We start from the raw sequence: 15,146 nt of genomic DNA, 5'->3' as shown, positions 1-15,146 counted from the left end.
AAGTTCAAGTATGGGTGCAAATTCTGCGCTAATTTTTGGCATTATCATTAACGTCGCGATTTTGCTCGTATTCTTCCGCTTTTTAATGCAATTGGCTGCGGTAAGTCCTTACAATCCCGTCGTTCTGTCTACCGTCAAAGCAACCAAAATTGTAGATGTATTCGGGCGTATTTTCCCGACGATGGGCAAAGGGCGGGTTAATACTGCGGCATTGGCACTTTTAGTGGTGCTGTATTTGCTGAAAATTTTCGGCATGATGTATCTGTCGGGTGGCATGCCGAATGGTCCTGTGCATTTGCTCATTCTGACTTTTGTCACCATGATGCAGGATTTGATCCGTTTCTGTCGTTACTTGATTTTCGCTACCATTATTTTAAGCTGGGTGGTGATGTTTACCCAATCCCGTTCACCTTATATTGAAGTAGTTCAGGAACTTGCCGAGCCATTGCTGGCACCTTTCCGCCGGATTATGCCGAATATGGGCATGATTGACCTGTCTCCAATCCTGGCGATTCTGGCCTTGATTGTGATTGAAATGATCATGAACCAGGTAGCAATTGTATTGTTAACGGGTTTTTAATCTGAATGAAAAGAAAAGGACGCTGAAGCGTCCTTTTTTAATTTGCTCCTCCCTTTAGAAAAGGAAGGTGTAGGGATTTGTTAAACTTCCCCAACCGTGAATAAGTTTTAAGCGCAGTACAAGAAGAAGATGGGATATTAACCTCTCCCTAACCCCCTCCTGAGAGGAGAGTGGATACCTTTAATATATTGGTTTTCACACTCTCTCCCAGAGGGAGAAGGGCTGGGGTGAGGAAACCCTTTAATGCGCCTCATCCCAGTTTTTACCTTTACCGACTTCTACCACTAACGGTACAGAAATCTGTAGTACCGATTGCATCACTTCAGCCAGTTTAGGTGCCAGTTCATCGGCAATGTCTTCATCGACTTCAAACACCAGTTCATCGTGCACTTGTAGCAGCATTTTGGCCTGATCTTTTGGCAACATCTTGTCGACTTCAATCATCGCCATTTTAATGATATCTGCAGCCGAACCTTGTAGCGGGGCATTAATTGCGGCACGTTCTGCCGCTTTACGCACCATCATATTACGGGCATCGATATCTGGGGTATATAAACGGCGTCCGAGCAGGGTTTCAACAAAACCTTGTTCTAATGCAACCTGACGGGTACGTTGCATATACTCATAAATGCCCGGATAACGGTGGAAATACTGCTTGATATAATCCTGTGATTCCTGACGGGTAAAACCTAACTGTCGGATCAGACCAAACTCGGACATGCCGTAAAGTAGGCCGAAGTTAACAGCCTTGGCCTGACGGCGCTGGTCATTGGTCACTTCTTCCAAAGGAATGCCCAAAACTTCCGCTGCGGTACGGCGGTGTACATCCTGACCATGAATAAATGCATCCAGCAGGGCTTCATCCTGAGATAAGTGGGCCATCAGACGCAATTCAATTTGTGAGTAATCGGCTGCCAGCAAGACACGGCCTTCAGGTGCCACAAATGCCTTGCGGATTTGACGGCCAATTTCGGCACGAATCGGAATATTCTGCAGGTTTGGATCAGTCGATGATAAACGGCCAGTTGCAGTCAATGCCTGATGATAACTGGTATGCACCCGGTGGGTATCAGGATTGGCCTGTTTGCATAAGCCATCGGTATAGGTACTTTTCAGCTTGGACAAACCACGATACTCCAGAATCAGCTGGGCAATCGGATGTTCAATTTTTTCCAGTACACTTTCACTGGTACTGTATTGTCCGGTGGTGGTTTTTTTACCGCCTTTTAGGCCCAGCTTTTCAAATAACACTTCACCGACCTGTTTAGGTGAGCTGACATTAAAGCTTTCACCGGCAATTTCCATAATCTGGTTTTCCAGATTTTGCATGGTGTTGGAAAATTCGCCCCCAAGCTGATCCAGAAAAGCAAGATCCAGTTCGATGCCGTTTTCTTCCATTTGCGTCAGTACACGTGCGACCGGAACTTCAATATTATGCAGAATATTTACCAGTTCAGGATGTGCCTGTAATTTGCTGCTCAAGACTTCATAAAGACGATAGGTAACATGTGCATCTTCTGCAGCATAATGCGCTGCAGTTTCAAGTGGAATCTGGTTGAAGGTCTTCTGTTTGGCACCTTTACCGGCTACCTGTTCATAAGTCGTGGTCAGATGACTCAAATACAGACGGGCCACATCATCCATGCCATGACGGGTTGCGACAGAATTCAGGACATAGGAAGCTAGCATGGTGTCGAAATACCAGCCTGCCAGATGAATGCCATGATTTTCTAGGACATGTGCATCATATTTCAGATGATGACCAATTTTCTTTACAGACTCATCTTCCAGAATTGGTTTGATTTGCGCCAGAATTACTTCACGATTCAGCTGCTCCGGTGCGCCTTCATAATCATGTGCCAAGGGAACATAATAAGCATCCTGCGCATCGAAGGCGACCGAGAAACCGACAATCTGTGCAATACGATAATCCAGACTGGTGGTTTCGGTATCAAAGGCAAAACGTTTTTCGGTGCTTAAGCGCCCAAACAGTGTGTCCCAATCTTGTTGGCTTAATACCGTGTGATAGGTGGCTTGTCCTAACTGGTCATCACTGCTGGTCACAGACGCATGGTCTTCCAGAGGTTCTGGTACTGTAACCGCTTTGGCGTTAATAGATTTTGCCGCCTGCTTGTAGTTTGAATTATTCGGGTTGTTCGGGTGATCTAAGGACTGCAGCTGGTTACGGAATTCCAGCTCGGTGTATAAATGACGTAAGGTCTCGACATTCGGCTCACCCAGTTTTAAATCGTCATAACCAAAGTTAAGATCCAGATCGATGACAATACTGGCCAGTTGATGGTCCAGTGCAATGCCATCGACATGTTCTTTAATATTTTGACCGACTTTGCCTTTGATCTTGTCGACATTTTCTAAAATGCCACCAATCGAGCCATATTCGTTAAGCAGTTTTGCTGCAGTTTTGGCACCCACACCCGGCACGCCCATGATGCCATCCGATGCATCGCCCATCAGGGTCAGATAGTCAATAATCTGATTTGGCCAAACGCCAAACTTTTCAAACACGCCGTCGACATCCAGCGGTTTTTCTTTAAAGCTGTCTTCCAGGGTAACTTTTTCGGTCACCAGTTGCGCCATATCTTTATCGCCCGTAGAGATCAGCACCTGATGTCCCATCGCCTCGGCACGTTTGGCCAGTGTCCCGATAATGTCATCGGCTTCGGCACCCGGCAAGGTATGCAGCGGAATGCCCAAAGCACGGATCAAGGCATGCAGATAAGGAATCTGTTCGGATAATTCCGTTGGCATGCTGGGACGGTCACCTTTATAAATCGGTGACAGCTCATGCCGGAAGGTCGGTTCTGGGGTATCGAAAATCACCGCCATATGGGTCGGTTGGGTCCGGCGCATCAGTTTTTGAATAGCAGAAATCGCACCACGAATTGCATTGGTATGTAAACCGGTTGACGTGGTTAATGGTGGCAGTGCGTGAAAGGCACGAAATAAAAAGTAAGAGCCATCGACCAAGACAAATGGTGGCATGTAATCAATTCCTTATTCAAAATACAGCGCTATTGTACGTGATTTTTACCGCGCTCGCTGAGACGAGTCTGAGTTTACAGCTTAGCGAATATCGGCCGAAGATGAAATAAGCAGCACAAGCTGTTGTATGATGGAGCGATTCAGGAAAGAGAAATATAAGAATGGCTGCAGGACGGAATGAGTTGCGCATGATCTGGCTGATTACCCTGCTGATTGCCGGGATCAGCGCTTGGTATCTGGGTTATCAGATTGTGACTTATCTGTGTGGTTTGGGGTTTATCTTTAGCGTGATGCAATATGTCACTGCGGTAGAAGCATCGATGAATCAATTGGCCGGACAGCAGCAGATGTCCTTGGAGCATAACTCTAAAGTTCCTTTATATATTTCCTCAATTACTGCCATTGTTGGTGGACTGGCTGAACTGGATTGGCTGATGGGCATCGGGATTACGGCCTGGGTATTCTTTTTGCTCAGGTGGCTGCAACGTCTGGAAGGGCGTTTGATACAGCTGCAATCGCAATCCCATTCTGCCGATCCCTTACAGCGATCACCGGATCGATCCGATTCTGTTCCATTCGTGAAAACTGAGCCTGCCCAAGAGGTAAATGACTCTCCTCATCTGGTAGATCAACTGCAGCGCTGGCTTTTCCAGGGAAATCCAGTCTTAAAAGTCGCAATCAGTATTTTAGTGATTGGGATTATTTTACTGCTGCGTTTTGCCACTGAGCACTGGCAACTCAGTCTGGCTGCAAAATTAGGCCTTGTTGCACTAGCAAGTGGGTGTATAGCAGGGCTGGGTTATCGCCTGATGCAGAAAAATCGGAGTTTTGCTCTGGCACTGGAAGGGCTAGGTTTGGGGAGTCTGTTCCTGACCTTATTTTTTGCCTATTACAATCTGGTGATTCCCACGTTACCGTTGGCGACTTTGTTATTCATCATCATTCTGGCCATCACTCTATATTTAAGCCTGAAACAGGAAAGCATCGAACTGGCCTTGATGGCTTTGCTGATTGCTTATCTGGCGCCGTTTACCTTGCCGACCCGCGATGCTTCTGCTGTTGAGTTGATCAGCTATTATCTGCTGATCAATATCGGGGTGGCAGTACTGAGCAGTTTCCGGCCATGGAAGATTCTCAATCAAATTGCCTTTTTAGTGACTGCGGTCGTGGGCGGGATATATAGCCTGATTCATGGTTATACATATGAGCGTTATGCCATGACTGCGCTGATTCTGGCACATAGTGCGCTGTTTATCTGGCTAGGTTTCCGCTTTAGCCAGTTGCTGGCACGACAGGATCTCTCACGTTTTCAGTTAAAACCGGTATTGGACTTAGCGCTGATTTTCGCTGCACCGATCACGGCATATATTTTTCTGTATCTGATTCATTTTAATCAGCCCAATCAAAAACTCTGGCAAGCTGGATTAAGCCTGTTCTTTGCACTGGTCTTTGCCGCTTGCTGGACACTGCTGCGCCGTAAACAAACTATCCAGCTCATTTCGCAGAGCTATCTGAGCCTGATGCTGATTTTCCTGGCCTTGGTGCCACCGATCTTATTGACAGAACAATGGAGTGTGATTGGCTGGGCAGTTGAAGGTGTGCTGATTTATTTATGGGCCTTGGAAAAAAATGTCCGGGTAGCACACTATCTGAGCATGGGCTTATTACTGATGGCCGGATTCAGCAGTCTGTATTATCTGGTCGAGATTAATCCAACACCGCGAATCATTTTCTGGATTTTGAGTCTGTGCTATGTGGCAGTCGTGGTCATCAGCCAGCTTAAAAAGCAATACCAGCAGCAGATGGATAGTCTGAGTGTCAGTTTTTTAAGCAGCGTGAGTGTCGCGGCCAGTCTGATGCTATTTGCCTTGCTGGAAGATGAATTCCCGAGTCAGCATGCCTATGTGCTGAGTTTATTTATCATCACACTGGGTTATGTACTGTTCAATGAAATGATCCTGCGCAAAAATCAGGAATGGTCTTGGTTACTGCCGAAGTGGAGCGGCATCTCGCCTTTGCTGGTCATTGCAGCGATTCTGACCCTGGATCGCAGTCAAAATGCGGTGATTGTCTGGAATAGTGATCTGGAACGTGGAGTTTCTGCACTTTCAGCGATATTATTGGCCATTCTGTGGCTTAGACCGCTGGCTGGCTTGCAGCTCTCCAAGGAATGGATGAGCTTTGGTGTTTTTAGCAGCCTGGCTCTGGCAAGTTTATGCCTGATCCCGAACATGCCTTATCTGAGCATGGTGATTTTACCTTTATTATTCTGCCTGTGGTGCTATCGGCAGGATGTGCAGTCAGGCTGGCAGCAGCTTTGGCAAACCAAGAGCTGTTTATTGCTGATGGCAACTTGGCTGGTTTGTTCACAGCTGTTTAGCCAGCAAGCTTTTCAATATTACTGGCTGCCGATTCTCAATCCTTTTGACCTGATCAGTATTGCCATGTTTGCCAGTTTTATCTGGATGCTGTTACAGCAAATCAAGGTGGGACGTGATAAAGGCATGATTGCAGTTTTAATGGTACTAAGCCTGTTATGGCTTTCCAGTTATATTGTTTTAAGAGCTTTGCATGTGTACCTGCAGACACCGTTTAATGAGCTGGCATTATGGAACAATGCAACAGTTCAGCTCAGTCTGACCATACTCTGGGTATTACTGGCTTGGATTACCATGTGGACGGCGACACTCAAAAAACTGAAACCGATGTGGATTTTAGGCGGCAGTATTCTGGTGATTGTGACCTTGAAGCTCGTACTATTTGACCTGTCACATATTGGCACCCTGACCCGGGTGATTTCCTTCTTGCTGGCGGGCGGGGTAATGCTGCTGATTGCGTATATTGCACCGATGCCAGAGAAAACTGATTGATTGAATCCTCTCCTCTAAAAAAGGAGAGGGAATCTAAGGATTATTTCAGACCAGACTCTCTTTTGAGAGCCTTGTCATTGGCGTATTGATCAATTTCTTCATTTTCTAGAGGACGGGAAAGTGGAGGATCGACAAAGCCCATTTTTGGCACCGGAATTTCAATCTGGTTATCGACAAAGCCGTTGCGAATCCGTTCCTGCATTTCATCACGTACTTTCAGGTAGTTTTCCTGTTGGCACCACACCGCAAACAGCAGTTCAATCGAAGATTCACGGAACGCAGTAACGGTGACGGCCGGTTTCGGGTCGGCCAGAACCAGTGGATACTTATTGGCAACGTCCAGCAGAACTTCGCGTACCTTGATAATATCTTCATGGAAATTGATTGCCAAAGTAATTGGAATACGCCGTATCGGAAATTTTGACAGGTTCTGTACCGGTGCCCGAATCAGCTGTTCATTTGGCAACCGTACATAAATATTATCTTGGGTCAAAAGCTTAACCGAGAGCAGATCAATCGAAATCACTTCGCCTTCAATGGTATGCCCACGAATCAAGGTAATCTGGATGGTATCACCGACTTCAAAAGAACCTTCACCAATCAGGAACAGACCACTGATCAGGTTGGATGCTGAGGTTTGCGAAGCAAAACCCAGTGCGACCGTTAAAATCCCTGCAGCGCCAAGGAAGACACTGAGTTTAAAACCGGCTTCTTTCAGACTAGCCATCACAAACAGCAGGAAGATAAAATAGAAAATTCCGCGGCGCCAGACCAGTTTCTGATGGGCATTAAAACGGACACCAATGGTGCGAATAAAGGTATTGGAAATAAAGCGTGCGATCAGGAAACCAATAAAGCACAACACCACCGCCACCAGAACTTCGGTCAAACGATCGGTATTGATATTGGTAAATACTCCCTTCAGGCTATTGGTGACTTCGGTCGGAATATTTGAACTTGGCATCAGACGCCCTTAGAAAAATGAATCAAACATATTAAATAATGCACCTGCTGGATCACGCGGTGGATGCAAATAGGCCACTTCACCAGCATTTGGTGGCGTGCGGTTTTCCACCCGGATCCGCGGCGGACGATCCGAACTCTCATGCAAGACCCGGATTTGTGAGGTCCATAAGCGGCCGGTACTTTCACTGTAAAAAAGCGGCAGGGCAGGCACTGGCACATTCATTCGGTCAAAGCGCAATTGCTGGTTACTGGTATTGTGAAATTCAATTGGCGTGACTGCACGAAAGGCTCGCGGATGTAACTGTTTCAGTTCGGTTCTGCCATCGACTGCGGTGGCATAACAGATTTCCCCCGAACGGTGATTGGGTCCAAACCAGGTGTCTTTTGGCAAGATTACCGGCAAATCGAAAATCGGTTCGCGCTGCCCCTCGACAAAACCGGCAATCCATAAGGGCGTGCTGATATAAAGCGTACCGCGCTGTCCGGCAGGAATATAAATCGGATCGACTGGCTTGATCACCACAGAACGGTCTGCAAGACGTGGCATGAGTTGCAGGTTATTTTGTGTGGATTTGAACATATAGCGTTCAATTTTCACGGGCGGTGGAAAGGCAAAATTTGGATCATCAATCTGATGCCATTGCTGCTCATAATCGTATTGTACGGAAGGACGATAATATTCCAGTCGCCACTCCTGAATGCCTCGGGTCAGACGAAACAGCAAGGAGCCAAACTGCCAGGCTTTGGATTGATTTATTTCAAAATTCTGTTCTCCCCACCAGCGTATTTTCGCTATATTCGGGATTAATTCATCTTTATCTTGCGGCAATCTTGGCACCCTTTCTTGCTAAATCTTTGAAAACATACTTCACGCTGTCATATGCTTAGAGTACACTCAATTTAAATTTTTTCATCATTATTATAATTCGCGATGCAAGTACTTAAACAATTACAAATCCCATATAGCTTCGCCAAGCGCCATGGAGTGCTGTTGCGTTATGAGGGAGATCAGGCCTTTATTCTGCGTCGTGACAATACCTCTATGCTTGCATTGCAGGAAGCCCGCCGTCTGCTCGGCTATCCGGCCCATTTTCAGCTGTGTAGTGAACAGGAATTTAACCAGTTGCTCAGTTCCAGTTTTGCCGGCGATAGCGGGGAATCACAGCAGGTGGCTGCCGGTCTGGAAGATCATCCGGATTTACTCAGTCTGGCCGATTCCGTACCTGAAGCTGAAGACCTGATGGATCAGGAAGATGATGCGCCGATTGTGCGTCTGATCAATGCGCTATTATCCGAAGCAATTCGTGTCGGGGCTTCCGATATTCATATTGAATCTTTTGAGAAAAAACTGTCGGTACGTTTACGGGTCGATGGCCAGTTACGCGAAATTGTCCAGCCACGCCGTGAACTGGCCCCGCTTCTGGTTTCACGTATCAAGGTCATGGCCAAACTGGATATTGCGGAAAAGCGTATTCCGCAAGATGGCCGTATTTCCTTGCGTCTGGCAGGGCGTGAAGTTGATGTGCGTGTTTCCACCTTGCCATCTTCTTATGGTGAACGGGTGGTGATGCGTCTATTAGACAAGCAGGCTGGCCGGTTAAATATGACCCATTTGGGTTTGATGCAACCGGACTATGAACGCTTAACTCATCTGGTACATCGTCCGCATGGAATTATTCTGGTGACCGGCCCGACGGGTTCGGGTAAAACGACGACGTTATATGCGGCACTTTCGGACCTCAATGATGGTTCCAAAAACATTCTTACCGCTGAAGATCCAATTGAATACCAGTTAGAAGGGATTGGTCAGACTCAGGTTAATAGCAAAGTAGATATGACTTTTGCCCGTGCGTTAAAAGCAATGCTGCGTCAGGACCCAGATGTAGTCATGGTCGGCGAGATTCGTGATCTGGAAACTGCAGAAATTGCGGTACAGGCTTCATTGACGGGGCATCTGGTGTTATCCACCTTGCATACCAATACTGCTATTGGTGCAGTGACCCGTCTTAAAGATATGGGAATTGAGCCATTTTTGCTTTCAAGTTCCCTGATTGGCGTGATTGCACAGCGTCTGGTCAGAACCCTATGCCCACATTGCGCAACCTGGCGTGAAGCAGATGCTTTTGAGAAGAATCTGTTTGAACATATTGAACATCCCCAGGATTTAAAACTCCCTCAACCGCAAGGCTGTGAGCGCTGTGGCAATATGGGCTTTAGCGGGCGTACCGCAATTTATGAAATTGTGTCCGTCGATGATCATATGCGTCGTTTAATTCACGGCAATGCGGCTGAATATGAAATAGAAAGCTATGCCCGACAGTCATCAGGCTCCATTCGTGATGATGGTTTACGCAAAGTATTGGCAGGTAAAACTACGATTGAAGAAGTATTGCGAGTGACCAACGAAGCGGCAGATTAATCTTTTAATCTATTACTTTCATTATAAGGATCGTCAGGACTTTTGGAAATTTACCAAAGGCTGGCGATTTTTTTCATGAGCTGGGCACGAAGTGGTGCAGTCGGATTGCCCGGATTGCGCAGAGTTTCATTTTCATAAAATGTCTGCCAAGTCTGAATCATTTCTAAAGTCAGTCCCTCCTGTTTCATTGTTTCAACATCTGCCTGAGTGATATTGAAAAAACGGGCTTGCGCACCATCGGGACCTGTTCCCCAGCCGATAATTCCTTGACCAAATTCGGGTAAGTTCATGTTGTTTGGGGTAGGTGGAATGGGCAAGCGTTCAATCTCTGTATTGATCAGAGAATTTACCTGTGGGCGGATTTTTTCTGAGAGATGAAGATCTGCAAAAGAGGCGGTAGCAACGGTCAGTAAGAAAGAACTTAAAAGAACAGGTTTGAACATCAATATAAATCAGATAAATGAAAATAAGAATCATTATATATAATTTCTTAAGTTTTTGCTGTTGTTTTGAAAAGGAAGTTGGATGTTCAGGGAAAGTGAAGCAACTAAAAGTTGAAATTTATAATTGAAGCTTGGCTATCCTGAAACTCTTTTTCAGGATAGCAGTTAAGCAAAAGAGTTTAGGTAATGACGTTTAAGTTCACATCAATATTATTACGGGTCGCATTTGAGTATGGGCAGACGATATGAGCCGCGTCTACCAGTTTTTGCGCTTCTTCCTGATCCATGCCTTCAAGATGAATATTTAAGGTCACTTCAATACCAAACCCGGTAGGAATCGGTCCAATACCGACATCACCTTCAATAAAAGCATCTTTAGTCATATTGAGCTTGTCGCGATTGGCCACAAACTTCATGGCACCCAAAAAGCAGGCTGAGTAACCTGCAGCAAACAGTTGTTCTGGGTTAGTTCCACCGCCTGGGCCGCCCATTTCTTTGGGCACCGCCAATTGTACATCCAGAATCTGATCGTCAGAGGTCGCATGGCCATCGCGACCGCCGGTGGCTTTGGCATGTGCGGTATATACTGCTTTTTCTAATGACATGAGATAAATTCCTGCTTATTTTTTATGGAGCTTTCATGCTCAGCTATTTTGCTCGAAGAATAAGCAGGGATTTTGTTATTTTATGCAAATATAAAAAAGTTTTTAAGAGAGCTGGAGCAATTTACGATGTTGCATTAAAGGCATGGATTCACGCACTTTTTGTTGTTCGTTTAAATCAAAGTCTACCGTAATCAGACCTGCACCCTCTGCATGGATCATCTGCAGAAGCTGACCGCGACTGTTGGTGGCAGCTGCATGACCCCAAGTCTGACGTTTTTCACCATGCCAGCCTTGCTGGGCTGCACCAAGCACCGAGCATTGGGTATCCATAGCACGTGTTTGCAGCAGAAGCTGCCAGTGCATTTCACCGGTGGTGTAGGTAAATGCAGAAGGTGCAGTTAAAAGATTTGCATCTTTGGCCCGCAGGTTTAAAGCCAGTTCCGGAAAGCGCAGGTCATAGCAGACCATTAAACCGATATTGCCAAAAGGGGTCTTTGCTACTACCACATCTGTGCCAGGCTCAAAGAACTTGGATTCCTGATAACCACCAACTGCATCACCCACTTGTACATCAAACAGGTGAATTTTGTCATAACGCGCTTCAGTGCGTTCTGGACTGATACAAAGACTGACAGTACGTACCCGACCGTCTTCAATGACTGAGCCGTCTGGGCGATAGGGACAGGGTAAGGTCCCAGCCACTATCCAGGTTTCGTATTGATGGGCAAGCTGTTCAAGACGTTGCTGAATGGCTTCAAACTGGGCAGCAGTTTCACGCTGTTTTCCTGCGGCAAAACAGACAAAGTTTTCAGGGAACACAATAAGTTCAGCGCCATTGGCCTTACTTTGTTGAATTAAAGATTCAATCTCCATGAAATTGGCATTAATTTCATTTTGAGAATTCATTTGTACAACAGAAAGTAAAGTCATAGTGTCCTCTTGGAAGATGGTTATACCTTTTGTTCGGAAACTTTATCCAAACTATCTTGCTCTTTCTGTAACTGTTTGACTAAAGGTTCAAACATGTTCTTGTTACTTTGATTCAGCTTCATCAAGGTTTTATGCGCATCCAGAACAGTATTCAACATATTCTGATGGGTAATATGTTCTTCCATCAGGGCGCGTGTGCATACATTAGGATCGCCACAATAATTCAGGATTACAAACACTTGGCTCAGTCCCATACTGTTGGCCAGAGTAGTAATGTCAGAATTGGTAGAAAGCATAACAGCTTGAATATTATGTACTTGTTTGAGCTTTAGGCCTAGCTTTGCCAGAACACCCAGTACAGTACTGTCAATAAAAGTGGTTTCGGTTAAATCAACGATAGCGCCAACTACGTTGTCTTGCTGTTCAATTCTGTTCAGTAATTTGTCTAGACTAATACAAGACTGGGCACGCACTTCGCCGATAAGCTTAAAAATATGCGTTCCATTCAGACTTGCATATTCAACATGACCTGTTGACATATAAATGCCATTTGCAGAGAAGGATATTAAATTATCCCATAGGGTCCAGGGATACTCAAGTGGCTGAAAGTAGTAATCAAATTAAGTGCTTATAAAGTCTGTAAATATAGTATTAATTCACTCTTATAAAACTTAAAAAGGCGATATCGTCGGCCACATGTTCTGGTACCTGAAAAGACTGATGTTGTAAATGGTGTAATAATTGCGAGAATTGTTCATTTAATCCGCCATCAAAAGGCTCCAGTGCACCATCTGAACAAATAATAAAACGGGAATTGCGGCTTAATACCCATTCATTTTCCTCAACCTCAAGCTCTTCAGTCAGGCCTAAAGGGAAGCTGCTCGTAGCAAAAATTTTAGGTTCTTGATTGGGTTCAAATATAATGGGTGGCGGATAATGTCCGGCACTGGACCATTTCAATACGTGGGTTTCCAGATTGAGAATCCCAGCAATCATGGTGATGTGTTTTTCAATATTCTCCTGCATCAGCATTCCGTTAAGCTTCTTGATCAGCTCGCGCGGGGTTTTGGAGCGTCCATGAAAAGCAGCCATCCAGGAGGTCAGCAAACTGCTCGTCACTCCATGTCCCGACACATCGGCTAAATAGAAAATGACTTCTTTATCGCTAATTTTCCAATAATCATACCAATCTCCTGAAAGATAGGCAGAAGGCTGAAAATAGGTTTCGACCTTATAATTGTTTAGTTCAATCGCATTCGGTAACAATCTTTTTTGTAATTCTGCTGCAGAGGGAAGATCCCGGCTATCCTGGTTACGCTTGTATTGTGCGTCAATTTTTTGCAGCGCCAGATCTGGATTATCAGGAAGTTTATTCCAGATCCAGCCGGCTAAAGCTCCTTGTTCCCAAGCTTGAGCTAAAGCGGTACCTTCATTCTCTAAGGCCAGTACAATCGTGGGCAGATTCCATTTGTATTGCAGATAGTCATGCACATCTGCAATCGCGATAATTGTAGAGTCATAAAGTTCATGATCATCCAGATAGATCATCTGAACATGCGGAAGCGTATCAAGTACTTGATCTAAATAAGGAATATCACGAGTCGGTTGAATGAAGTACATAAAAAAGTGATTCAATCCCGGGATTGGTTATAAGAGCTACTATAACAAGCAAAAGATGGCTAGCGAAGAGATTTCACTAGCAATCATACATGAAACATAAACTTAAGGAGCGTCGGGGGAAGATTCAATAGTGTCCTCACTAAAAGGTACATCATCCGAATTTTCGTCTTCAAAATCATCTTCCAGGAATAGAGTATCCTGTTCTGTGCCTTTCTTTTCTGCAATCGTATAGTTGGTGCGTTGCAAATAAATATCGCGAATCTGTGCATAACGATCACCCGTCAGTACCCCTTCAACGTCCAGTAGTTCCGACCGAGTATCAACCACACGCCAAAACTGGTCACTCCAGTAAAGACCGTCGTTATCTTCGAGAATATATTTTTGTGGACGGGCCTGGCTATCTACAACGCTACCAATTACTCCACGAACAGAACTTGGACCTAAAAATGGCAGCATGATATATGGGCCGGAAGGCACCCCATAATAACCTAAAGTAATTCCAAACTTTTCATCTTCATGACTTAAGCCCAGACGACGTGCCGGGTCTGCCAGCCCTAAAGTAGTTAAGGTATTAATCGTGAAACGGCCCAAAGACTTGGCGGCACGAGCAGGACGACCCTGAATCAACTGGTTGACCACATTCCAGGGTTCACCCAGGTTACTGCGGAACTGGTTATAACTGCCGCGAACATCTTGAGGAACCTTTTCCACATATTGTACGGCTACAGGACGTAACACAGTGCGGTCAATTACATCATTAAACTGATAGATCTTTCGGTTTAATGGCTGAAAAGGATCTTTAACCTCTTCGGCCTGTGCTGCTCTAGCATCGACTTTCAATTGTGTCTGTAATTGTTGGGCTTTATTCGAGATTTTCGTTCTAAGCGGTGTTTTTGCAGGCTCGTCGTTTAGATTTTCCACATCGGTAGTCGTCTCAGCAAAAACCTGTGGGGTTATGGCTAAAGAAAATAAACATATAGAGAAGTAAATAGAACGATGCATAAAGTAACCTGAGGCCTTTTCTGGGTAAGTAGCACTACTTATTAGGATGAAAATAATAAACGTTATATTCACGAATAGACATCATTTAAGCAAATTTGTATAAAAAATGAATGAAAACACACGAAAAGATTAAAAAATATACATACAAAATGATTTTTTAAAAAATGGGGTTGCAAGGGATGTGAAATGCTGTAGAATGCACATCCATCGGCGGTGATGAAGATTAAAACTTCTGATAAAACAGTGACTTAGTTAAGATTGATTGAGTTGGGTTTTAGAAAGAAAGTTTAAAAATAATGTTCATGACTGGTTGACTTTCTAGAGATAGAGAGTAATATAGCCGACCTAGCTTGCTGGTGACGAATCAGCAAGAAGATCATTAAGAGATTATGAAGAACAACTTGTGTGGATTTTTACTGGTTGATTGATCGAAATTATTTTCATTGATTGATGGTAGAAATTACTCGAAGTTTATTTGAGAAATATTTGTCAGAAAATTGATGAGTCAAGATTGGTACCCTTTAAAGGTACTACTGATTTTAAACTGAAGAGTTTGATCATGGCTCAGATTGAACGCTGGCGGCAGGCTTAACACATGCAAGTCGAGCGGGGAAATGTAGCTTGCTACATTACCTAGCGGCGGACGGGTGAGTAATGCTTAGGAATCTGCCTATTAGTGGGGGACAACATCTCGAAAGGGATGCTAAT

The 15,146-nt window shown here is 44.9% G+C and carries 12 protein-coding genes and 1 rRNA gene; 4 read left to right on the top strand and 9 right to left on the bottom strand.

Annotated features, from left to right (window positions below; translation table 11 throughout):
• The first annotated feature begins 10 nt into the window (after window positions 1-10).
• Window positions 11-580 carry a YggT family protein gene (locus VXQ92_RS02825; protein WP_064094707.1) on the top strand — a complete coding sequence of 190 codons (570 nt, stop codon included), beginning with the start codon at window positions 11-13 and terminating at the stop codon, window positions 578-580.
• A 240-nt stretch (window positions 581-820) separates the two neighbouring features.
• Here VXQ92_RS02825 and polA read toward each other — a convergent pair whose 3' ends face one another.
• The gene (gene polA, locus VXQ92_RS02820) at window positions 821-3,583 is read right to left on the bottom strand and encodes a DNA polymerase I (protein ID WP_064102321.1); all 2,763 of its coding nucleotides are present in this window, start codon (window positions 3,581-3,583) and stop codon (window positions 821-823) included.
• Between the two features lie 161 nt (window positions 3,584-3,744).
• On the opposite strand from polA, the gene VXQ92_RS02815 reads away from it, so the two are divergent.
• The gene (locus VXQ92_RS02815) at window positions 3,745-6,453 is read left to right on the top strand and encodes a DUF2339 domain-containing protein (RefSeq protein WP_416680318.1); all 2,709 of its coding nucleotides are present in this window, start codon (window positions 3,745-3,747) and stop codon (window positions 6,451-6,453) included.
• 40 nt (window positions 6,454-6,493) lie between these two features.
• Here VXQ92_RS02815 and VXQ92_RS02810 read toward each other — a convergent pair whose 3' ends face one another.
• The gene (locus VXQ92_RS02810; RefSeq protein WP_219308520.1) at window positions 6,494-7,417 is read right to left on the bottom strand and encodes a mechanosensitive ion channel family protein; all 924 of its coding nucleotides are present in this window, start codon (window positions 7,415-7,417) and stop codon (window positions 6,494-6,496) included.
• 9 nt (window positions 7,418-7,426) lie between these two features.
• Window positions 7,427-8,248 carry a hypothetical protein gene (locus tag VXQ92_RS02805; protein WP_416680316.1) on the bottom strand — a complete coding sequence of 274 codons (822 nt, stop codon included), beginning with the start codon at window positions 8,246-8,248 and terminating at the stop codon, window positions 7,427-7,429.
• A 102-nt stretch (window positions 8,249-8,350) separates the two neighbouring features.
• Between VXQ92_RS02805 and gspE the strand changes: the two genes are divergently transcribed.
• Window positions 8,351-9,838 (top strand): type II secretion system ATPase GspE, encoded by a 1,488-nt coding sequence (gene gspE / locus VXQ92_RS02800; protein ID WP_416680314.1) that lies wholly within the window; start codon window positions 8,351-8,353, stop codon window positions 9,836-9,838.
• 50 nt (window positions 9,839-9,888) lie between these two features.
• Here the strand turns inward: gspE and VXQ92_RS02795 are convergent, their stop codons facing one another.
• From VXQ92_RS02795 to VXQ92_RS02770, 6 genes are all read right to left on the bottom strand, one after another.
• The gene (locus VXQ92_RS02795; protein ID WP_064094701.1) at window positions 9,889-10,281 is read right to left on the bottom strand and encodes a DUF4951 domain-containing protein; all 393 of its coding nucleotides are present in this window, start codon (window positions 10,279-10,281) and stop codon (window positions 9,889-9,891) included.
• 179 nt (window positions 10,282-10,460) lie between these two features.
• The gene (locus VXQ92_RS02790; RefSeq protein WP_064094700.1) at window positions 10,461-10,886 is read right to left on the bottom strand and encodes an organic hydroperoxide resistance protein; all 426 of its coding nucleotides are present in this window, start codon (window positions 10,884-10,886) and stop codon (window positions 10,461-10,463) included.
• Between the two features lie 102 nt (window positions 10,887-10,988).
• Window positions 10,989-11,816: a carbon-nitrogen hydrolase family protein gene (locus VXQ92_RS02785; protein WP_416680312.1), complete on the bottom strand. Its 828-nt coding sequence runs from the start codon at window positions 11,814-11,816 to the stop codon at window positions 10,989-10,991.
• 20 nt (window positions 11,817-11,836) lie between these two features.
• Window positions 11,837-12,355, bottom strand: coding sequence for an anti-anti-sigma factor GigB (gene gigB, locus VXQ92_RS02780; protein ID WP_064094698.1), 519 nt, complete (start codon window positions 12,353-12,355; stop codon window positions 11,837-11,839).
• A 112-nt stretch (window positions 12,356-12,467) separates the two neighbouring features.
• Window positions 12,468-13,436: an RsbU family protein phosphatase GigA gene (gene gigA / locus VXQ92_RS02775; RefSeq protein ID WP_064094697.1), complete on the bottom strand. Its 969-nt coding sequence runs from the start codon at window positions 13,434-13,436 to the stop codon at window positions 12,468-12,470.
• A 102-nt stretch (window positions 13,437-13,538) separates the two neighbouring features.
• Window positions 13,539-14,438, bottom strand: a complete 900-nt coding sequence (locus tag VXQ92_RS02770; RefSeq protein ID WP_064094696.1) for a VacJ family lipoprotein — start codon at window positions 14,436-14,438, stop codon at window positions 13,539-13,541.
• A gap of 541 nt (window positions 14,439-14,979) precedes the next feature.
• Here VXQ92_RS02770 and VXQ92_RS02765 point away from each other — a divergent pair.
• A 16S ribosomal RNA gene (locus VXQ92_RS02765) occupies window positions 14,980-15,146 on the top strand; the annotation flags it as partial.

The sequence above is a fragment of the Acinetobacter sp. 228 genome (assembly GCF_048147885.1).
This window is presented reverse-complemented; position numbering and strand designations above follow the sequence as displayed.